Source organism: Brevundimonas subvibrioides, assembly GCF_027271155.1.
GTDB lineage: Bacteria > Pseudomonadota > Alphaproteobacteria > Caulobacterales > Caulobacteraceae > Brevundimonas > Brevundimonas subvibrioides_D.
On record NZ_CP114542.1, the window covers coordinates 2,620,758 to 2,642,259 of the forward strand.

The window sequence follows — 21,502 nt, forward strand, 5'->3', positions numbered from 1 at the left end:
TTCGGCAACCCAGAGATGAGAGAAAATTCTCTGCAAGCGCTCAGCTCCAGGAGTAGCTGGTCTTGGTCTGGGTGTAGAACTCGACGGCGGCGAAGCCCTGTTCACGTGAGCCGTAGCTGGAGGCTTTCGAGCCCCCGAACGGCACGTGATAGTCGACCCCGGCGGTGGCGAGATTGACCATGGTCATGCCGGCGCGGGCACGGCGCTGGAAGTCGCGGGCGTGCTTCAGGCTGGTGGTGACGATGCCGGCCGAGAGGCCGAATTCGGTGCCGTTGGCGACGGCGAGGGCCTCTTCGTAGTCCCTGACCCGGATCGTCGAGGCGACGGGGCCGAAGACCTCTTCGGTGTTGATCCGCATGGTGGGATCGGTGTCGGCGATCAGGGTCGGCTGGACGTACCAGCCGGGGGTGGGGAGGCTCAGCCGCTCGCCGCCGGTGACGATGCGGCCGCCCGCCGCGCGGGCAATGTCGATGTATCGGTAGCTGGTCTCCATCTGCGCCTCCGACACCGCCGGACCCATCTGGGTGTCCGGGTCCAGCGCGTCGCCGACCCGCAGGGCCGCGACCCTCTCGGCCAGCAGAGCCACGAACCGGTCGTGGATGGCATCGGTGACGATCAGGCGGCTGGAGGCCGTGCAGCGCTGACCCGTGGCGAAGAACGATCCGTCCAGCGCGATGGCGACCGCGCGTTCCAGATCGGCATCGTCCAGCACGATCAGCGGATTCTTGCCGCCCATCTCCAGCTGCACCCGTGCCTGACGCTTGATGGCCCCGAGCGCCACGCCCGCGCCCACGCTCTGCGACCCCGTGAAAGACAGGCCGTCGACGTCGGGATGATCGACGATGGCCTGGCCGACGCCGCCGCGACCGATCACGAGGTTGAACACGCCCGCCGGGACGCCAGCCTCGACGAGGATATCGGCGAGCGCCGAGGCCGTCGCCGGCGTCGGTCCCGCCGGTTTCATCACCACCGTATTGCCGAACGCCAGGGCGGGTGCCGCCTTCCAGGCCGGGATGGCGATGGGAAAGTTCCAGGGCGTGATCAGGCCATAGACGCCGACCGCCTGACGATAGGTCTGGATCTCGACCCCCGGGCGGACGCTGTCCAGGTTCTGGCCGTGACGACGCAGGGCCTCGCCGGCGAAATACTTCAGGATGCGCCCGGCGCGGACGGTCTCGCCGATGCCTTCGGCCAGGGTCTTGCCTTCCTCGCGAGACAGCAGGCGCCCCAGCTGCTCGCGTCGCTCCATGACAAGGGCCCCCGCACGGTCCAGCACATCGGAGCGGACTTCGGGCGAGGCCTCCGACCAGGCCGGGAAGGCAGCCCTGGCGGCGGCCACGGCGGCGTCGACCTCGGCCTGACCGCCATCGGGGGTGCGGGCGACGATCTCGTTTGTGTTCGATGGATTGTGGCTCTCGCCCGGCCGGGCCACCTCCGCACGCTCGCCGTCGATCAGGTGGCAGAGGTTCAGGGTCTCGGTCATGGGGCGGTCCTGCTACTATCGGAGCGGTTTAAGGCCTGATCCATGCCTTACGAACACCGAAACTGGCATCGATCGCGTCTGAAATCGCATCGATACAGAGCTGAAACGCGCTAGCTGAAGTCGATCAAGCCAAATTGCGTATCGGTCGATAGCCCATTTGGCTTAGACCCGCATCGAACCCCCCGATACCCTTCAGGCGAGGCGCAGCAATGGCGCTGGGCGGCCCTGCCGTCGAACAGTGAAGGGAACTCCATGTCCAGAATGACGCCTGCGGAAATGGCCGCAACGATCGGTGGTGGCCTGCTGTCGTTCCCTGTGACCCATTTCGACGCCCGGCATCAGTTCGTGGAAAAGGATTATCGCGAGCATTGCGCATGGATGCTGCAGTACGAACTGGCCGGCCTGTTTGCAGCGGGTGGTACGGGCGAGTTCTTCTCCCTGACGCCCGCAGAGGTGGTCACCGTCGTCAAGGCAGCGGTTGAGGAAACAGCGGGCAAGACGCCGGTCGTGGCCGGCTGCGGATATGGCACAGCCATCGCGGTCGATCTGGCGAAGTCCGCCGAGGCCAGTGGGGCTGACGGCATCCTGCTGCTGCCGCCCTATCTGATGGTGCCCGGGCAGGAAGGCCTGGCAGCTCACGTCGAGGCAGTCTGCAAGGCCACCCATCTGGGCGTCATCGTCTACAACCGCGATAACGCCGTGCTGAACGAGGACACCCTCGAAGGGCTGTGCGATCGCAATCCGAACCTCGTGGGGTTCAAGGACGGCGTGGGCGACATCGAGCTGATGATGAAGGTCTTCGCGCGGATGGGTGACCGGTTGACCTATGTCGGAGGCCTGCCGACGGCCGAGACCTTCGCCCCAGCCTATCTGGAAATGGGCGTCACGACCTATTCGTCAGCGATCTTCAACTTCATGCCGGAGTTCGCGTTGGACTTCTACAAGGCGGTCCGCGCGCGGGATCACGCGACGATCATGGCTGGCCTGCGCGATTTCGTGCTGCCGTACATCGCCCTTCGCAACAAGGGGAAAGGCTATGCGGTGTCGATCGTCAAGGCGGGTATGACCGCCATCGGACGGACCGCCGGGCCGGTCCGGACCCCGCTGGTCGATTTGTCGGACGTCGAGCTGGCCGAGCTGTCTTCGCTGATCGCACGCGTTCTGCCGGCGGCACCGAAGCTGGCGGCGAACGGCTAGGCAGTGTGGCCTGTCCGGCCCGGCCCGGAGCGCCTAGCATCGTCCGCCTGAAAGAAGGCGGGACGGGTCATGTTTGAGTTGAGCCAGCTTCGGTGCTTCGTCGCCGTCGCCGAGGAACTGCATTTTGGTCGGGCCGCACAGCGGCTGAACATGACGCAGCCGCCACTGAGCCGTCAGGTGCAGTTGCTTGAGCGGATCCTCGGCGTCGTTCTGCTGGACCGGACGAGTCGCTCGGTACGGCTAACGCCCGCTGGGCGCTCGTTCTTGATTGAGGCCAAACGCATCCTGAGGCTGGCCGAGAGCGCGGCTCTGGCGACACGGCGCATCGGCAAGGGGGACGCGGGCCGGGTGGCCATCGGCTTCACGGCGGCCTCGGGCTACAGCTTCCTGCCCAGCCTCGTGGATCTGGCGCGGACCAGACTGCCCAATGTCGACCTGACCCTGAGGGAGCTGGTGTCCGGCGAGCAGGTCGAGGCCCTGCTGACGGGCCGGATCGATCTCGGGCTGGTGCGGCCGCCTCTGACCCGGCCGGAGTTCGACAAGGTGAGGGTGCTGACCGAGCCCCTGGTCGCGGCCCTGCCGGGCGGCGATCCCCGGCTGGAGAAAGACCGGCTGACCCTGGCCGATTTCGATGCCCTGCCCATGATCACCTATGCGCCCGAGGGTGCCGGCTATTTCCATGCCATGCTGACGGCCATGTTCGACGAGGCCGGGGTGTCGCCGAACTACGTCCAGTACATGGCCCAGATCCACTCGATCCTGGCCCTGGTCCACGCCCGGATCGGGGCGGCGGCGGTGCCCGAGGCTGCCACCAAACTGCATTTCGAGGGGGTGGCGTTCCGCCCGCTGGAGACCTTCCCCCCGCGCCCGGTTGAGCTGTTTGTGGCCTGGCGCAAGGACAACGACAACCCGAGCCTGAAGCCGTTGCTGGACCTTATCTCGGCCCAGGTAGCGGACTTGCCGGCCGGCTAGGAGAACCACCGATGCCCACCCGCCGCAGCGTCGTTGCCGGATCGGTTGCTCTGGCGACGCTCTTGCCCGGAGGCGTTCACGCAGAGGGGTCAGCGCCGGTGGCCATGACACGGCACGGACCGGTGAGGGGGTTCCTCGATCGCGACATCAGGGTCTTCAAGGGCATCCGCTACGGAGCCGATTCGGCGCCAAGGCGGTTCCAGCCGGCAGTGGTCCCCGAGCGTTGGACGGATGTGCTGGAGACTACAGCCTATGGCGCTGCCAGCCCGCAGAAATCCGAAGAGGCGAACCAGTCGGAGGATTGTCTATTCTTGAACGTCTGGACCCCGGCGCTGGCCGATGTGGGCCATTCTGGTCGAGCGGGCCGACCCGTCATGGTCTATGTCCACGGCGGAGCCCACGCCAACGGGTCGGGTTCGAGCCCACTGTATGACGGCGTCGCCCTGTGTCGGCGAGGGGACGTGGTCGTGGTGACCCTGAACCACCGGCTGAACGTCTTCGGCTACAACGGGCTGGGGCAGTTGACGAGCGACTTCGCCCGGTCAGGCAGCGTGGGCAACCTCGACATCATGCTGGCGCTGGAATGGGTCCGGGACAGTATCGCGGCCTTCGGTGGCGACCCGGAGAATGTCACCGTCTTCGGCCAGTCAGGGGGCGGGGCCAAGCTGGTGACCCTGATGGCCATGCCGTCGGCGGCGGGCCTGTTTCACAAGGTCATCACCATGAGCGGCCAACATGTAACGGCCATGGGGCCGCAGCATGCCGAACTCAGGATGCGGGCTTTCCTCGATCATCTGGGCCTGACGCCGGAGCGGGCCGGGGAGCTGGCGACCCTGCCCATGGGACGGCTGGTCGAGGCTCTTGCGATGGACGATCCGATCGAGAAGGGTGGCATCTATTTCTGGTCTGTGATGGACCACGACACCTTGCCGAGGCATCCGTTCGTTCCCGATGCGCCGAGAGAGAGCGCGCATATTCCGATGATCATCGGCAATACCCACGACGAGGCACGGGCCTTCACGGCAAGCGATGGGCGGAACTTCAGCCTGACCTGGGACACGGTAGCGGCCAAGCTTGCGCCCGAGTTCGTCGTCGACCTCAACGCGCAATATGTCGTAGAATGGTACAGGGCGAGGTTCCCCCAGATGTCGCCGGTCGACGTCTTCTTCGCCGCCGCGACCTGCGGCCGGTCACGTCCGGGGCATCTGATTCAGGCACAGGAGCGGGCACGCCTCGGGGACAGGACCTGGATGTACCAACTGGATTTTGGTTCGCCGGTCGAACCGCGTTTGGGGGCCTACCATGCGTTCGACATCGCCCTGGCCTTCGACAACTGCCACCAACCCACGTCGAAGACAGGGACCGGGCCCGAGGCTCTGGAGGTCGCGCGGCGGATGAGCGAGACCTTCATCGCCTTCGCTCGCACCGGCGATCCCAACAATGCCGCTATCCCGACGTGGGCGCCCTATGATCTGGAACGGCGGCCGACGATGATCTTCGACGTCGAGACTCGGCCGATGGACGATCCTCGCGCAGACGAGCGGCGTCTGTTCCAGGTCGCACCTTTCCTGAAGCCGGGGACCTGACCCGGCGCGTCAGCGATCCCAGGGGAAGCGAAGCGTCGGTGGATTGGCGTAGCGGTCCATCGTGAGGATGAGGCGTGCCCCGCAACCTGGCGCGAGGGCGAGGGTCAAGGTCGCGGCATTCACGGCCTGAGACGAGTCGCCGACTGTGACGGAGCGGATCTGGTGCTCGCCGTAGCCCCCCCCCTGAATGGTGACTTTCCGCGATCGGGTGACGTTGAGGTTGACGAGGGTGACGGCGGTCTCGTCGTCGGTCATGCGGTCGACGAGGGCGGCGACATCCTCGGGCACGCCGGCACGGCGGGTGTCGGGATCGAAGTAGCGCAGGCGGGCGTACAACGGTGAGCCGCCGGCGTTGGCTGTCGTGGGAGACCAGCCCGGGCGGCTGATGTGGATGGCGCCCATCATGGTCTGCATCAGGGCCGTGACGCGCGCCGGATTGATGTCGAGGCAGGCGTCGGCGAGGCGGGTGTCGGGCGTCGTTGTATCCTGGCGCTGGAGCTCGGCGCGGGCGGCGACCTGGGTCAGGCCGTCGCGCAGGGCGGTCTCGGGCCAGTCGGGGTTGCGACCCTCGAGGAAGGCGACCCAGGGATGGTCCGGGGCGCGGGCGCGGTCGGACGCCTTCATCGAGAACCACCAGATGTCGAGGCTGTTGGTCTGGTGCAGGCCGGTCTTCCAGCCGTACCAGCCGTCGGGGCCGTACATGGTCGGGGTCTGGACCTGGCCGTCGACGGTGCGTTTCGCAGCGTTGAGGCGGTCGGCCTGTTTCCGCCAGGTGTCGAGATACTTGTCGTCGCCGGTCAGCAGATAGGCATTGAAGAAGCCGAGGATGGTGCGCAGCACGCGGCTGCGGTCCTCGCGCAGGCCGGTGACGGGATTGACCGGGGAGAAGCCCCAGCCGTAGGTCCCGCCCCACCAGTTTCCGTCCGCGGCCGAACCGATGACGCCGTCGAGCCCTACATTGGACGGTAGCAGGTCGTCGTTCTGTTTCGCCCGCTCGGCCCAGGCGTCGACATAGCCGATGAGCCAGTCGCGATACTTCGGCTCGTGGTCGATCATGAAGGCGTTGAGCGCCAGGGTCGTAGCGAACAGGTTCAGCGGATGGTCGCCAACCACGTCGGTGTATTCGTCGTAGTGATGCAGGGTCTCATCGTAGGTGTCCTCGCCGTGCTCCATGAAGAAGCCTGAGGTGTCGAACGGGTCGCCGGCCCAGTCCAGGGCCGTGGCCTTTCGCAGCATCGGGCCGCGCGAACCGTTCATCAGGCTCTTGATGATCTTGTGCTCGGGATCGTAGTTCGGAGCGTCGGGGGCCTCGCCCATGTAGAGGGCGCTGAACCGGCGGGCGCGGTCGTGGAAGCGGGGATTGTTCGGGTCCGACAGGCCCTGGACGTGGAACAGCGTCATCTCCTCGGCATGGTGCTGCCAATCGAGCTGGACGTTGAATTCCTTGTAGAACATGCCCTCGCGGGCGATCTCGACCTCGGTGGTCTTCGCCGCTGTGAACTGGCGCAGGTGGCCTTCCCAGCCCTGGGTGTACATCGTCTTGACGATCTCGGCGCCGCCCAGGGCATGGAGCAGGGGCCAGTCGTTGAAGTTCTCGATAGCGTCGTCGGGGCCGTCGTTGGCGCCCCAGCGCTCGAAGCAGAGGAAGTAGCCACGCTCGTCGAAATAGCGGGCGTAGAAGGCCTGACAGGCCTCGGCGTTGGCACGCAGAAGCTCGCGCTGAAGCAGGGCCCAGGCCGGCGGGGACATGGGGGTGGAGACGGTCAGGCGGGACGTCGCCGCCCTGGCACAGGGCACGGCGGCGAGGGCGAGCGCCCCTACGGCCGCGCCGCCGAGCACCGACCTGCGGCTGGAAGCCATCAGGCGGCGCTCACCGGCTTCAGCGTCAACCGCTCGATCTTGCCGACGATCAGGAAATAGGCGGCGACCACGAGAATGCAGTGAAGCCCCACGAACCACAGGGCACCGTCGAAGGAGCCGGTGGCGGCGACGATGTAGCCGATGACGATCGGGGTCACGATGCCGGCCGAGTTGCCGAAGGTGTTGAAGATGCCGCCTGTGACGCCGACCAGTTCCCTGGGCGAGGTGTCGGAGACCACGGCCCAGCCAAGCGAGGCGATGCCCTTGCCGAAGAAGGCGACGGCCATGACGACCACGATCAGCCACTCCTGCTGGATGTAGACGCAGGCGATGATGGTCGAGGCCAGGATCATGCCGATCAGGAGCGGCGTCTTGCGGGCCAGGGTCAGGGAGCCGGTGCGCTTCAGTATGGCGTCCGAAATGACGCCGCCCAGCACGCCGCCAACGAAGCCGCAGAGCGCCGGGGCGGCGGCCGCGAACCCGGCCTCCAGGATGTTCAGACCGCGCTCCTTGACCAGATAGATCGGGAACCAGGTGACGAAGAAATAGGTCAGGACGTTGATGCCGTACTGGCCGATGAAGACGCCGATCAGCATGCGGCTGGACAGGACCTGTCTGACGTTGGGCCAGGTGAAGGCGGAGGCCTTGACGACCTTGTCCTCCATACGGATCAGGCCGCCGCCGGCCTCGATATAGTCGAGCTCGGCCTGGTTCACCGACGGGTGCTCAACGGGGCTGTGAATCAGCTTCCAGAAGACGACGGCAGCGAGAAGGCCAAGTCCACCCATGACGAAGAAGACCGAGTGCCAGTCGTAGGTGTGCACCAGCCAGCCCATCAGGGGGGCGAAGACGACCAGGGAGAAATACTGGGCCGAGTTGAAGACGGCCGAGGCGAAGCCGCGCTCGGAGCCCGGGAACCAGGCGGCGACAAGGCGGGCGTTGCCGGGGAAGGAGGGGCTCTCGGCCAGGCCCACGGCGAAGCGCATCGCGAACAGGCCGGCGAAGATCGCGCCTCCGGTCAGGAAGCCGGAGAAGCCCTGGACCAGCGTGAAAAAGGACCAGGTAGCGATGGCAATGGCATAGATCAGCTTGGTGCCGAACCGGTCCAGAAGGGCCCCACCCGGAATCTGGCCCAGAACATAGGCCCACGCGAAGGCCGAAAGGATGTAGCCCATCTGGATCGGGTTCAGGCCCAAGTCGATTGATGCGGCATCCCCCGCGATCGAGAATGTTGAGCGGTCCGCATAGTTGATGGTGGTCAACAGGAAGACCAGCAGCAGGATCAGAAAGCGGACGTGGGTTCGTTTGCCGCCGGTCGGCCTGGTTACGGGGGCGTCGGTCATGGTCGCGGCTCCTCCTTCGATGTGGCGGGAAGCGGCTGGACGGATGACGGAGCCGAAGCCCGACGCCTGAACGATTGCGTTTCCCGAGGTGCCGTGGGGCACCGACCGCCGCCTCTGGGGGCGTTTTAATCCGGCCGACGTTAGAAGCCGCCCGGCGACCGGTCCAAGCCAATACCGCTATCGACCAATCCAGAAGGCGCATTGATGCGCGAGAAATGTAAGCTAATCGCTATGGATTAAACGCCGAGGAAGAGGCTCATCTATGCGCCAAACGCCAATCCGGGGCTGGATTGGTTCACGTCCTGCATCGGTTCATGCCCGATTGGGATTGGCCTACGGCGGTCGCCCAACCCTATTGTCCGTTCGAAATTCAGCTGTCCTGCGGGCCGTCTGGATCACAGGCGCTTTTCGCGTCGGCCAATAACGATCCGCGACAGCGGGCGACATGGGGAGGTATCGACGATGCGCACGACGCAGCAATTTCACGTTTCACTTCGCGCCGGAGCCTCGGCCCTGGTGCTCGCTTTCGCCGCCGCAGGGACCGCCCACGCCCAGACGTTGCCTGCACCTACCGACCGGCAGGACGATGAAACCCAGGTCGATGAGATCGTCGTCACCGGCTTTCGCGCCAGCCTGCAGAGCGCGATCAGCGCCAAGCGAAACGAGAGCGGCGTCGTCGACGTCATCAGAGCGGAAGACATCGCCGACTTCCCCGACCTGAACCTCGCAGAGTCGCTGCAACGCGTTCCCGGCGTAGCGATCTCCCGTTCGAACGGCGAAGGCCGCCAGATCTCGGTGCGCGGACTGGGCTCGGAATACACCCGCGTCCGCGTCAACGGCATGGAGGCCATCGCCACCACCGGTGGCACGGTCAACTCGGGCGGCACCAACCGCACGCGCGGCTTCGACTTTAACATGTTCGCGTCCGAACTGTTCAACAGCCTGACGGTGCGCAAGACCGCCTCGGCCGATGTCGAGGAAGGTTCGCTGGGCGCTACCGTCGATCTTCAAACCGCTCGCCCCTTTGACTATCGTGATCCGACGCTCGTGATGGGCGTGCAGGGCAGCTACAATGACCTCGCACGCGAAGTGCAGCCTCGCTTGACCCTTCTGGCATCACACCAGTGGCTGGAGGGCCGCCTGGGTGCCCTGGTCTCCGTCGCCTACGAGAAGCGCCACATCCTGGAAGAAGGCGCCAACATCACGCGCTGGACCTTCGGCGGTGCCAACGGTGGCTTCAACACCGCCTCGACCCTGAGCGGCTATACGATCAGCCAGATCAACGACACGAATACCGCGACGGCCCTGTATCACCCGCGCATCCCGGCCTACGTCCAGTACGACCACAACAGCGAGCGGCTTGGCGTTACCGGATCGTTCCAGTTCCGTCCGGACGACCAGACGACCCTGACGCTCGACGTCCTCTATTCGGACGTCCAGTCGACCCGAGATGAATCCCAGATCCAGGCCATCGGCCTTAGCCGCGGGGGTGCCGGCAAGCCCCAGACCATCATCCGTTCGGGCGTGGTCGAGGGCCGCAACATCGTTCAGGCCAATCTGGACGCAGTCGATGTTCGCACCCAATCGGCCCACGACGAGCTGGAGACCGAGTTTCAGCAGTACACCTTCAGCGCCAACCGCAACTGGACCGATCGTTTCCGCACTGGCTTCTTGGCGGGCTATTCGCGTTCGAACTTCTCGAACCCCGTCTCGACGATCGTGACCTTCGATCGCCAGAACACAAACGGCTTTTCCTACGATTTCCGCAGCCGGGCACCCGCGATCAACTGGGGCTTCGACGTCACGGATCCGGCCAACTGGTCGATGGTCAATGGCACCTCGGAAGTCCGGATTCGCCCGAATGAAGTGATCAATACCTTTTCGACCGCCAAGGCGTTCGGCGAGTTCGACGCCAACGACAACATCACGTTGAAGTTCGGCGTCGATTTCCGTCGCTTCCACTTCGACTCCGAGGGTCAATACCGGACCACCGAGACTGTAGTTCAAACGCTGAGCGCCGCCGAACTGGCTGCCGTTTCGAGGGTGTTTTCGGGCTTCGGCCGCAACCTCGGCCAGCCCTCGGGCAACGCCACGAGTTGGCTGGCACCCGACCTGGCCAAATTCATCGCGACCTACAATATCTACTCGAACACGGGCATCTACGCCTTGACCGGGCTGAATAACTCATCGGCGCGCGGCCAGTACATCACGGTCGATGAGAAGGACATGGGAGCCTACTTCCAGGCCGACTTCAACTTCGACGCCCTTGGTCTCTCCTGGCGTGGCGATGTCGGCGGGCGCTACGTCCTCACCGAGCAGTATTCCGACGGCTTTGCCGCAGTCGGAACCTCGATCGAACTGGCCCGGGCGCGCCGCGACTACGACATGTTCCTGCCCTCGGCCAACCTGGCCGTCGACCTTACCGACACCGTGATCGCGCGCCTGTCGGCCGCCCAGACAATCGCCCGCCCGTCGATCTCTACCCTGACCCCCGGCGGTGACGTCGGCATCCAGGGGGCGAACCGGAGCTTCTCGTCGGGCAACCCGAACATCGCCCCGACCAAGTCCGACAACGTCGACTTGTCGCTGGAATGGTATCCGGATCGCGACAGCCTGTTCGCGGTCGGTATTTTCTACAAGAAATTCAATACGTTCGTTCAAACCTTGCGCCAGGACATTCCATTCAACCAACTGAACCTGCCCAATAGCCTACTGACCGGTACGACAGCCCTGCCGACCGACCTTTTCGTGGTGACCCAGCCGGTCAATTCTCCCGGCGGTACGCTGAAAGGCTTCGAGCTCAACGCCCAGAAGCGTCTCGATTTCCTGCCGGGGTGGCTTGAGAACTTTGGTGTCCAGGCCAACTACACATTCGTGGACTCCAACATCGAGTACCTGACATCGGCCGTGCCAGGTGCTCCGACCATCAATGAGACCTTGGTCGGTCTATCAAAGAATGCGGCCAACTTGACCCTGTATTATGAGACCGATCGATTCGCGATCCGCGGGTCGGCGGCCTATCGTCAAGGCTATCTGACCCAGGTCCCAGGCAACGACGGCAACACCGTTCATGGCACTAACGAGACGCTGAACTTCGACGCCCAGGCCTCCTACAACATTACTGACGCGCTGAAGGTCAGCATCGAAGGGATCAACCTGACCGACGAATTCAACGACCAGTACGTCGACGCTTCGAACCGCCTGAACGTCTATAGCCACACCGGCCGCCAGGTCTTCGCCGGACTCCGCTACACATTCTAGGTCTCGCAGGCTCTCTCCCAAGGCAAGCGATCTCAGGGCCGGCTCTCGCAAGAGGGCCGGCTCATTTTTGCGGACGCATGCCGTGTCCGGCCTAGTCTGTGACGTGATGGAGTGGACGACCTCCACCCAACCAGCTGTTCTGGCGGTGCGGAGACCGTTTAGCGTTGGACTGACAACACCCCTTCCAGCCGCGGGCTGAAGCCGGGATCAATAAGGCATGGTTCGGCATGGCGTTCGACGAACATCTCGCATAGTGCCAGGACATTCGATGCCGAGGGCTTTTCTCCGGTGTCCAGCCAATGAGTCATGGCGGCCAGTATTGCTGCGTATTGTGGAGCGCTCAGACGACTGTGTAGCGCCTCAGTCGTGAACACCTGGCTCAGGAGGTCGGATCGACCGGCCATGGCCACCGTGCGGGCGTAGATGGCTTCGTGGGACACCGACACGGTCGGATCATGGCGCGCATGGAGCGTCAGGGTCGGCAGGACGATGTTGCCGGTCAGGTCGGCGTCATAGGCGAGCGCCGCGACTGCGGCAGGGTCAGCCTCGAACCGATCCACTCCCTGGTTCAGGGCGACGTCGTCGTCCGCCCCCACATAGGTCGTGCCGGCGTTGGAAAAGGGGTTGGCACCGCCCAGCCGATTCCAGACCAGGTCCTGGAACAGATTGGTAGCCCAGGCCAGATGAGCCACAAGGTTGTCGGCGGTCACGCCGGTCACCGACAGGATGTTGCGTAACGCCGTTGCCTGCGCTGGCGTGCGGGCCTCGGGAGCGAGGCTGAGCCCGGTGCATGCCTCGACCCGGGCCGACAGGTCTGCTCGTGACATGGAAGCCCCCTCGGGCAATCCCTGCCAGACCGGATACTGTGTTTCGTCCGGGCGCGGATGATTGTGGCAGTAGAACTGATAGACGGCGCGCAGATCGGCACGAAACGTATAGCCCCGCGTACCGCCGGCCAGCAGTCCGCTGGTCAGGATGACGCCGTCGTAGTTTCGGCTGCCGTCCGCTGCGACGGCATACAGTTCGGCCGCCTTCGCCGCGACATTGCCGCCCCAGGACTGGCCATGAAGGATTGTGCGCCGAGGCTTGCCGAAATGGTCCCACACGATCTGACGAAGGTCGTCGGTGTCCCGCGCCGCCATTCGCACGCCATACCCACCCCGACGATAGGTGGATCCGGCCCAGGCATAACCTGCACGCACCATCATGGAGAACCGGTCCAGATCCTCGACCGGATCGTCGCGCTGGGGCTCGCCTGTTCGCGGGCCGCCATGGGCGTGGACGATCAGGGTGCCGTTCCAGTCCCGGGGATAGGCGACCCAGTACCAGGCACCGTCGCTCGACCGGCCGGACGAGCAACTCGTCCCCTCCGGCAGACTGGAAGGACAGGTGGCCGGCTCCGGATCAACCGCCTGGGCGGAGGCGGGTGTGAACACACCCGCCCCTGTCAGGCCCGCGGCGGCCAGGATCGAAAGGACGACACGCATCGTTCCCGGCCGTCGCGACATGGACTCAGAACTCCTTGGCCAGGCTGGCGTACCAGTAGCGGCCATAGGGGCGATAGAGAGAGCCGAGATAGCCGGATGAGGCCAGGGGCGGGGCTTCGTTGGTGATGTTGCGCACCCCCCAGCGAATGCGGCTGTTGGAAACGATGCCTGCGTCGTCTTCCCACTCATACTGGCCGTACAGATTGCCGGTGACCTGGCTCTCGACCTCCCAGGCGTTGCCGGCGGCGTCGAGGAAGCCCGTTTCGTCAACAGCCGAAATGTACTGGGTGAAGGCCCCGAACTGCCAGGGGCCCTGGCTCCAGGTCAGAGAGCCCGACAAACGCCATTCAGGCCGACCGTTCTGGGCCAGCAAGTCGCTGGAGTCCGGCAGTGGCGTGGCCGCATTGATGATCCCTGCCGTGCGAGCCGCATAGAGCTCGTCGACCGCAGGACCAGCCTCGCGGCCGAACTTGATCAGTTTGGCCGCATCGACATTGACCCGGAAATCACCCCACGGTGTACCGCGCAGACGCCAGTTGAAGCCGATGTCCAGACCTTCCACGTCCTGGGGCAGCAGGTTCACGAACCGGTCGCTGATCGAGACGATCTGACCTGCCGGCGTGATGCCGGTGCCGGCGAACAGGGCAATGTCGTCGGCGTTGACCGGCGCGCGCGTCACGAGCGGATTGGACCGTCCCTGCACCCGTTCGGCGTAGTCCAGCACGACCGCGTTCGGGCCGCCGAACAGGCCGACGATCTTCTCCTGCTGGATCCGCCAGCGATCGACGGTGAAGGTAAAGCTGCCCCATTCGGCCGGCAGGAACTGCGGCTGGAAGACGACGCCGTAGGACTGGTTCTTGCTCTCTTCCGGCTCGAGGTCCGGGTTGCCCGAGACGAGCAGCGACGCGCCGATCGACCGCGAACAGGCTCCGAAGGTAGCGATCCTCCGGGCCCGCAGGTCAGCCTCGCATCGGATATAGTCCGGATTGGTCGAGAGGCGGCCGTAGGTGGCGGTGTTGACCTGTTCCAGGTTCGGCGCGCGGAAGCCCTCTGAGTAGGAGCCCCGCAGGCGCAGGCCATCGAAAATGTCCCAGGCGGCAGCGATCTTGGGCTTGGCCACGTCGCCGAAGTCCGAATAGTGCTCTGCGCGCCCGGCGATCTGGACCTCCAGATTATGGACCAGCGGGATGTTCATCCCGGGCGAAACGACCGGCACGGCGAACTCGATATAGGCCGAGGTCACGGTCCGCTCGCCGTGCGTATCCGGGTTCTGGCTGACGGCGATGACGTTCGACTGCTGGACCGCGCCGGTGACGGAATCCCGGAACGGGTTCGTGCCGTCCAGATTGGCGTCCCGGTTGTCGTTCTGGGTTTCTTTCCGGGCCTCGAAGCCGAAGGCGACGCCGATGTCGCCAGCGGGCAATCTGAACAGATCCGCGCGCGAGACCTTGAAGTCGTACATCGTCAGGGTCGTGCGCGATTCCCGTTTCAGGCGGAAGGTGATGGCATCCAGGGCCGCCTGCGAACTGGGCGAACAGTCGCCGAAGCTCGGCTGGTTCACGCAACCCCCGCTGAACGGATTGTAGGCGTCGGGGGTGGACAGGGCGAGCGAGGCCTGCAGCGCGGTCGTGTTGACCGCGTCAGACTCATCAACAGCCTCGGCCTCCGAATAGACCAGCGCCGTCTCCCAGTTAAAGCCGCGCCATTCGCCGCGCAGACCTGCCAGGGCCCGGGCCTGGTAGTTGGTGACGTCGACGTGCTGATAGCCGGCATCGACGAAACGGTACTGGTTCAGGGTAATGGCCAGCCCCTGGACGGGAACATTGGTCAGGCCCGTGATGCGGTTGGGGTTCGCTCGGCCGTCGGCGAAGGTCACCGGGCCGAAGGGGTTCCAGTAGTTGGTTGTCGGGATGGTCAGGGTGTTCAGGTTGATCACTGGCGGCTGAATCCGCTGGGTGTCGGCGGTGTAGTAGCCCAGTTCACCGAAGGCCGTGATGCTGTCGGTCAGATCATAGTGACCGGTCAGGAACAGGTTCAACCGCTGGGTGTCCGGCAGAATGGTCGTGCCCGGTGCGGTATCGAACCGCAGGTCGCGCTGGACCCCGTTGAAGGTCAGGGCACCCGAGCCGAGGCAGATATCGCCATTGGGCACCAGGCATCCGGTCAGGGCAGTAGGCTGGATGTGGAAGGCACCGGCCGCGGTCGTCAGGGCGGTGGTGCCGCGACGGATCGCCGTCGTCGCCCCGACCACCGCCAGATTGGCCCAGGCTCCCCGCGTGTTGCGAGCGTCGGGCGTCAGGCTGGACGCGAAGTCCGGATCATTGGCGAACAGGAAACGCAGGTTGTCAGTGGCTGTGAACTGCTGGTCCTCGGCGCGCAGGGCCGTGCGATCCGTGTAGTCGATGAAGGCCGAGATGTTGCCGCGCTCGAAGTCCTTGCCGGCGAAGATGCCGATGTTGAACTCGCGCAGGTGGGTACCCTCTGCCCCGCCGTACTGGGTGTTGATCTTCAGTCCGTCGAAGTCGTCCTGAAGCACGGTGTTGACCACGCCGGCCACGGCGTCGGCACCGTAGATCGCAGCCGCCCCGTCCAGCAGAACCTCCAGCCGCTCCAGACCCGTCACCGGGATGGCGTTGGAGTTGTAGGACAGCACCGGCACTGTGCCGGTGTCGGAGGTGCCCTGGCTTGTCGGGTGCTGCACGATCCGGCGGCCGTTCAGCAGTACCAGGGTATTGCCGACGCCGAGCGAGCGCAGGTTGACCGAGTTCACATCACCGCGCGCCGCATTCGAGGTCTGGGGGTTGTTGGCCGCACTGAACAGCACGTCACCCATCTGGGGGATCGAGCGCAGCAGGTCATCGCCGTTGACGGCACCGGTCGCCAGGATCTGTTCCTCGCTGAGCACCGTGACCGGCAGGGCGGCGGTGACGTCGGCACCCCGGATCTGGGAGCCGACGACCACGATGTCGCCGACCGAGTCGCCAGCCTGGCCATTGTCCTCGGCCTGATCGGCGATCGACTGCGCCGCCTGCGACAGTTGGGTCGTCGAGGGCACGGACGCGGGTGTCTGCGAGGTCGTCTGTGCCCAGGCTGCAGGAGCCAGGCTCAGCAGCGCAGCAGCGGCGGTGGTCGCCAGCATTGCAGTCTTTTTGGTGTTCATGTTCATCCTCCCAAAGTCTTTTTTGTTTTCAGGCACGCGAAAGGTTCAGTCTTTCGCCAACACAAGATCGTCCCCCGGCCCGGCAGCCGGATCGGCGGCGGCGGCCAGCGGGCGGGGCGATCCGTCGAGCGCCTCGCGCAGCGCGTCGCGGTCCAGCTCGCCTTCCCAGCGCGCCACGACCAGGGTCGCCACCGCATTGCCGATGAAGTTGGTCAGGGCCCGGCACTCGCTCATGAACCGGTCGATGCCGAGGATCAGCGCCATGCCCGCGATGGGCACTGAGGGCACCACCGCCAGCGTCGCCGCCAGGGTGATGAAGCCCGCGCCCGTGATGCCCGCCGCCCCCTTGGAGGACAGCATGGCCACCAGCAGCAGCAGGATCTGGTCCTGCAGGCTCAGGTCGATGTTCAGCGCCTGGGCGATGAACAGGGCCGCCATGGTCATGTAGATGTTGGTGCCGTCCAGATTGAACGAATAACCCGTCGGCACGACCAGACCGACCACGGACTTGGAGGCGCCCGCCTGCTCCATCTTCTGCAGCAGACTGGGCAGGGCCGCCTCGGACGAGGAGGTGCCCAGCACCAGCAGCAGCTCCTCCTTCAGATAGCGGATCAGCTTGAAGATCGAAAAGCCGTTGGCGATCCCGACCAGGCCCAGCACCCCGACGACGAAGATGGCGGCGGTCAGATAGAAGGTGGCTACCAGCGCGATCAGGTTGGCGACCGTGGCGATGCCATAGGCCCCGATGGTGAAGGCAAAGGCCCCGAACGCCCCGATCGGCGCGGCCTTCATCACGATGGACACCAGCTTGAAGAAGGCGGCGGATACGGCCTCAAGGAAGGTCAGCACCGGCCGGCCCGCGTCCCCGACGCCGGCCAGGGCGATGCCGAAGATCACCGACACGAACAGCACCTGCAGGATGTTGCCGGTCGAAAAGGCGCTGACGAAGGTGTCGGGAATGACGCCCAGCAAAAAGCCGATCACCGTCGTCTCGTGCGCGGCGGTCGAATACTGGGACACGGCCGCCGGATCGAGGCTGGCCGGATCGATGTTCAGGCCCCGGCCCGGCTGGACCAGATTGCCGACGACCAGCCCGACGATCAGGGCCAGGGTCGAGAACACCAGGAAGTATGCGAACGCTTTGGCCGCCACCCGGCCCACCCGGCCGAGGTCCCGCATGCCGGCGATGCCCGTGACGATGGTCAGGAAGATCACCGGGGCGATCACCATCTTGACCAGCTTGATGAAGCCGTCGCCCAGCGGCTTCAGTTGAGCCCCGAGCCCTTCGACAACCTCCCCGTTTGCGTCGACGGTATTGGGAAAGAAATGCCCGATCAGCCCGCCCAGCAGGATCGCACCCAGAACCTGAACATACAGATGGCGGTACCAGGCGCGCTTAACGCCGGTCCCATGAACTTGATCGCTGGCGTGGATCACCCGAACTCCCCTGCAACCATGGCTGCCGTTTCCTTCACGGTCTGACGCCGTGTCTTGAAGCAAGTGTGGCCGCAATTTCGCCGCATAAGAAGTCCGGGCCGAGGTCAGTTCAAGTCACGGTAAACAAAGATATAATTTCTGGTCTCGTCGCGATCCGTGCGGCTTTTCGCGTGAATATCTGGCTTGTTTGTGCGGAAAACCGCATACCTTGCTCATGGCGAGGTCGGGCATGGTTTCCCAGGGTTTTGTGTGGCGCGTGAGGTATTCGCCCCTCTGGATCGGGCTGGTTCTGGCGTGGCTGATGGCCACAGGCCTTGCGATGACGGTCGCCGGCGAGGTGGCAAGGCAGGGGGCCCAGGCCGATCTGGCCCGCCAGGCCGAGGCCGGCGCCGCGCTCCATGCAGCCGTCCTGCGCAGCGAACTGGAGAAGCATCGGTCGTTTCCCCTGGTGCTGTCACAGGATCCCGCTGTGATCGCCATGCTGGACAGCCCCGATCGCGAAAGGGCGGATGCGGTCAGCGCGAAGCTTCAGACCCTGGCCCAGCAGGCTCGCGCTGCCGCCATCTATGTGCTGGACGATCGTGGCGTCGCTCGCGCGGCGAGCAATTGGCGTGAGCCCACCAGTTTTGTCGGTTCCGACTACAGTTTCCGGCCCTACTTCAGCGGAGCCATGCGCAATGGCTCGGCAGAGTTCTTCGCTCTCGGCACCGTCAGCGGTCGGCCCGGGCTCTATCTGGCGCGCCGGATCGGGCCGACGTCGGCTCCATTGGGGGTGGTGGTCGTCAAGGTCGAGTTTGACGCGCTGGAGGCGGAATGGAGAGGGTCGGGAGAGCCGGCCTATGTCACGGACGCGCGCGGGGTGGTTCTGGTCACCAGTATCCCGGAATGGCGCTTTCGCCGCAGCCGCCCGCTGACGGACGCCGAACGACGGGCGATCATGGCGGACCAGACCCTGAGCGGACAATCGCTGGCGCCCCTGCCGTTCGACCCTCCCGCAGTTGATGATCCCGCGATGGTTCGCGCGGCCGTCGATGGTCCTGAAGAAGACTGGATGGCGGCGCGGGCCGCCACCGATACCCCCGGCTGGACCTTGCATCTGCTCAGTCCGGTGGACGGGACGATCGTCGCCAATGTGGCCAGCGCCCGGGCCGTCGCCGGTCTTCTGGTGACCTTGCTGGCGGTCGGCGCGGGCGTGCTTCTTCGCCGCCGGCAGCAGTCCATGGCAAAAGCCCTGGCCGAGGAAGCGGCCCGCGCAGAACTCGAAAGGCGAATCGACGAACGGACCACCGAGTTGCGGGCTGCCAACGCGCGGCTCAGCGAGGAGATCGACGAGCGGCAAAGGGCCGAAGCCAGCCGCGAGATCCTGCGCGAGGAACTGGTCCAGGCCAACAAGCTGGCCACCCTTGGACAAATCGCCGCCGGTGTCGCTCACGAGATCAATCAGCCCGTCGCGGCGATCCGCACCCATGCGGAAACCGCCGTCGCCTATTCGGACCGGGGCGATGTCGAGGGGGTTCGACGCAACCTGGAGCGCGTCGCCGATCTCACCGAGCGGATCGGCTCGATCACGGACGAACTGCGCGCCTTTTCGCGCAAGTCCAGCAAAGGCGTGTCGGCGGTCAATCCCTGCGAGGCGATCGATGGGGCCCTGCTCCTGATGGGTGCCGGTCTCCGTGCGGGGATGGTCGATCTTGTTCGGACCGGCTTGCGTGATGTCCGCGTGCTGGCCGAGCCGATCAGGCTCGAGCAGGTCATCGTCAATCTCGTGCAGAATGCCTTCGAGGCCATGGTCGACCACGCCGTGAAGAGCCCGCAGGTCGTGATCGACGTGGCCCGACGCGACCAATGGGTCGAGATCTCGATTTCCGACAATGGTCCGGGCGTAGATCCATCGGTCGCAGATGCTCTGTTTACCCCGTTCGTGACCACCAAGACCAAGGGGTTGGGCCTGGGGTTGGTGATCTGTCGCGACATCATCGCCGGGTTCGGCGGGGAACTGAACCTGCGGGCCGGCAAAGCCGGTGCGGACTTCGTTATCGCCTTGAGGCCGGCCTGATGAAATTCTGCCGCCCCCGCGCCGTCGCGCTGATCGATGACGACGGCGACTTTCGCGAAGCCTTGCACGAGCGTCTGGCGCTGGAGGCCTACGAGGTCCAGGCCTTCGGCTCGGCCGAAGCGGCGCTGAAACGGATCAGTCCCGACTTTCCCGGCGTCGTCGTCACCGATCTGCGCATGCCGGGCATCGATGGCCGTGCGCTGCTATCGCGGTTGCAGGCGATCGACGAGGGTCTGCCAGTCGTGATGATCACGGGGCATGGTGACATCGCCGAGGCGGTCGATGCCCTGGCCCAGGGTGCCTATGACTTCGTCGCCAAGCCTTTCGCGTTCGAGCGCCTCGCAACCAGCCTGAACCGTGCACTGGAAAAGCGTGGCCTCGTCCTCGACAACCGGGCGCTGGCGGCCGCTCTGCCGCCTCCGGAAGCCACGCTGGCCCTGCTCGGCGAGAGCCCGTCGATCGTCCGGCTTCGGGGGGTCATCGACCAGATCGCCGACGCGGGCATGGACGTCCTGATCGAAGGAGAGACAGGCGCGGGCAAGGAGGTCGTCGCCCGCGCCCTGCACAACAGTGGCCGTCGTCGGGTCCATCCGTTCGTCGCCGTCAACTGCGGCGCGCTGCCGGAGGGCCTGATCGAGACCGAACTGTTCGGCCATGAGCCCGGTGCCTTCCCTGGGGCCCTGCGCCGGCGGATCGGACTGGTTGAGCAGAGCCATCGCGGGACGCTGTTCCTCGACGAGATCGAGAGCATGCCGGAGCAGGCGCAGATCAAGCTGCTGCGTGTCGTCGAGCAGCGGGAAATCCAGCCCCTCGGTGCCGGGCGCCCCCGGCCGCTGGACCTGCGCATTCTGGCGTCTTCGAAAACGGACCTCGAGGGTGCCGTCGCCCGCGGGGCCTTTCGTGAAGACCTGTTCTATCGGCTGAATGTCCTGAAGCTGGTCGTACCCCCGCTGCGTGAGCGTCGCGAAGACGTCAGCCTGCTATTCTCGCACTTTCTTTCGCGCGCTGCTGCAGCGCGGCAGCTGACGCCCCCCGCGATGACGCCGCGTGTCCGGCGTGTGCTCATGAATCACGACTGGCCCGGAAATGTCCGGGAACTGGCCCATTTCGCCGAACGGGTCTGTCTCGGGCTTGAGTCGACCGAAAACGACGCGACCGTCGCGGATGAAGGCAGCCTCGCCGACCGTATGGATCGATTCGAACGCGAGTTGATCGAGGACGCACTGCGGCGACATCACGGGGATGTGGGCGCGATCACTGAGGCACTCCGGATTCCTCGCAAGACGCTATACGACAAATTCCAGCGCCATGGCCTGCGACCCGCCGAATTCCGACAGGTCGTTTAGCTGCCCCAGCGCTGCCAACATGGCCTTGACAGGTCAACCAGACGAGGCTCTGTCAATCCAAACCGTCTGCAGAGCCACCGCCCGGCACCCTGGCCTTGCCCGACAGCAGAGGCTCGATCCGGGACCACTGAGCCTCATCCAGTTCATAACGCTTCACACCCATCGCTGACCTCCGCCAAAGCGGAGAACCATGAATCAGGCATCAGGCAGCGCGTGAATCCCTGGATGTCGATTGGACCTGGGGGAGACGAGTTTTCATTGGACTGACAGCATCATTCCGACGGGCACCCGGCCTGCAGCCATGGCGCAATCGG

Annotated in this window: 12 protein-coding genes; 6 read left to right on the plus strand and 6 right to left on the minus strand. The window is 65.1% G+C overall.

Translation table 11 applies throughout. From position 1 onward, the window contains the following. Nucleotides 1-40 precede the first annotated feature (40 nt). Nucleotides 41-1,483 carry an aldehyde dehydrogenase family protein gene (locus O3139_RS13225; protein ID WP_269514520.1) on the minus strand — a complete coding sequence of 481 codons (1,443 nt, stop codon included), beginning with the start codon at nt 1,481-1,483 and terminating at the stop codon, nt 41-43. A 252-nt stretch (nt 1,484-1,735) separates the two neighbouring features. Here O3139_RS13225 and kdgD point away from each other — a divergent pair, with 252 nt between their 5' ends. The 3 genes from kdgD (at nt 1,736) to O3139_RS13240 (ending at nt 5,238) form a co-directional block, all read left to right on the plus strand. Beyond that, nucleotides 1,736-2,680, plus strand: coding sequence for a 5-dehydro-4-deoxyglucarate dehydratase (kdgD, locus tag O3139_RS13230; RefSeq protein WP_269514522.1), 945 nt, complete (start codon nt 1,736-1,738; stop codon nt 2,678-2,680). Nucleotides 2,681-2,749: 69 nt separating this feature from the next. Next, a complete protein-coding gene (locus O3139_RS13235) occupies nt 2,750-3,652 on the plus strand; it encodes a LysR substrate-binding domain-containing protein (RefSeq protein WP_269514523.1) in 903 nt (300 codons plus the stop codon). An 11-nt stretch (nt 3,653-3,663) separates the two neighbouring features. Further along, the gene (locus O3139_RS13240; RefSeq protein ID WP_269514525.1) at nt 3,664-5,238 is read left to right on the plus strand and encodes a carboxylesterase/lipase family protein; all 1,575 of its coding nucleotides are present in this window, start codon (nt 3,664-3,666) and stop codon (nt 5,236-5,238) included. A 9-nt stretch (nt 5,239-5,247) separates the two neighbouring features. Here the strand turns inward: O3139_RS13240 and O3139_RS13245 are convergent, their stop codons facing one another. Beyond that, complete coding sequence (locus O3139_RS13245; RefSeq protein WP_269514526.1) at nt 5,248-7,098, minus strand: hypothetical protein; 1,851 nt, start codon at nt 7,096-7,098, stop codon at nt 5,248-5,250. After that, the gene (locus O3139_RS13250; RefSeq protein ID WP_269514528.1) at nt 7,098-8,441 is read right to left on the minus strand and encodes an MFS transporter; all 1,344 of its coding nucleotides are present in this window, start codon (nt 8,439-8,441) and stop codon (nt 7,098-7,100) included. Before O3139_RS13250 ends, O3139_RS13245 begins: the two co-directional genes overlap by 1 nt. A gap of 462 nt (nt 8,442-8,903) precedes the next feature. On the opposite strand from O3139_RS13250, the gene O3139_RS13255 reads away from it, so the two are divergent. After that, nucleotides 8,904-11,702, plus strand: a complete 2,799-nt coding sequence (locus O3139_RS13255) for a TonB-dependent receptor (RefSeq protein ID WP_269514529.1) — start codon at nt 8,904-8,906, stop codon at nt 11,700-11,702. 158 nt (nt 11,703-11,860) lie between these two features. Here the strand turns inward: O3139_RS13255 and O3139_RS13260 are convergent, their stop codons facing one another. From O3139_RS13260 to O3139_RS13270, 3 genes are read right to left on the minus strand one after another with little or no spacing between them, the layout of a single operon-like run. Beyond that, entirely contained in the window at nt 11,861-13,189 is a 1,329-nt protein-coding gene (locus tag O3139_RS13260; RefSeq protein ID WP_269514530.1) for an alpha/beta hydrolase family protein, read from the minus strand. A gap of 25 nt (nt 13,190-13,214) precedes the next feature. Next, complete coding sequence (locus O3139_RS13265; protein ID WP_269514532.1) at nt 13,215-16,349, minus strand: TonB-dependent receptor domain-containing protein; 3,135 nt, start codon at nt 16,347-16,349, stop codon at nt 13,215-13,217. A gap of 45 nt (nt 16,350-16,394) precedes the next feature. After that, entirely contained in the window at nt 16,395-17,786 is a 1,392-nt protein-coding gene (locus tag O3139_RS13270) for a dicarboxylate/amino acid:cation symporter (RefSeq protein ID WP_269514533.1), read from the minus strand. Between the two features lie 256 nt (nt 17,787-18,042). Here O3139_RS13270 and O3139_RS13275 point away from each other — a divergent pair, with 256 nt between their 5' ends. Together O3139_RS13275 and O3139_RS13280 are read left to right on the plus strand one after the other, a co-directional pair. Then, nucleotides 18,043-19,842 carry a sensor histidine kinase gene (locus tag O3139_RS13275; RefSeq protein ID WP_269514534.1) on the plus strand — a complete coding sequence of 600 codons (1,800 nt, stop codon included), beginning with the start codon at nt 18,043-18,045 and terminating at the stop codon, nt 19,840-19,842. Then, entirely contained in the window at nt 19,842-21,188 is a 1,347-nt protein-coding gene (locus tag O3139_RS13280) for a sigma-54-dependent transcriptional regulator (RefSeq protein WP_269514536.1), read from the plus strand. Before O3139_RS13275 ends, O3139_RS13280 begins: the two co-directional genes overlap by 1 nt. Nucleotides 21,189-21,502: the final 314 nt, after the last annotated feature.

Coding starts and splice junctions, on each gene's coding strand:
- O3139_RS13240 (WP_269514525.1), top strand. CDS start 3,664: ATGCCCACCCGCCGCAGCGTCGTTGCCGGATCGGTTGCTCTGGCGACG.
- O3139_RS13225 (WP_269514520.1), bottom strand. CDS start 1,483: ATGACCGAGACCCTGAACCTCTGCCACCTGATCGACGGCGAGCGTGCG.
- O3139_RS13250 (WP_269514528.1), bottom strand. CDS start 8,441: ATGACCGACGCCCCCGTAACCAGGCCGACCGGCGGCAAACGAACCCAC.
- O3139_RS13280 (WP_269514536.1), top strand. CDS start 19,842: ATGAAATTCTGCCGCCCCCGCGCCGTCGCGCTGATCGATGACGACGGC.
- kdgD (WP_269514522.1), top strand. CDS start 1,736: ATGTCCAGAATGACGCCTGCGGAAATGGCCGCAACGATCGGTGGTGGC.
- O3139_RS13260 (WP_269514530.1), bottom strand. CDS start 13,189: ATGCGTGTCGTCCTTTCGATCCTGGCCGCCGCGGGCCTGACAGGGGCG.
- O3139_RS13245 (WP_269514526.1), bottom strand. CDS start 7,098: ATGGCTTCCAGCCGCAGGTCGGTGCTCGGCGGCGCGGCCGTAGGGGCG.
- O3139_RS13235 (WP_269514523.1), top strand. CDS start 2,750: ATGTTTGAGTTGAGCCAGCTTCGGTGCTTCGTCGCCGTCGCCGAGGAA.
- O3139_RS13265 (WP_269514532.1), bottom strand. CDS start 16,349: ATGAACACCAAAAAGACTGCAATGCTGGCGACCACCGCCGCTGCTGCG.
- O3139_RS13255 (WP_269514529.1), top strand. CDS start 8,904: ATGCGCACGACGCAGCAATTTCACGTTTCACTTCGCGCCGGAGCCTCG.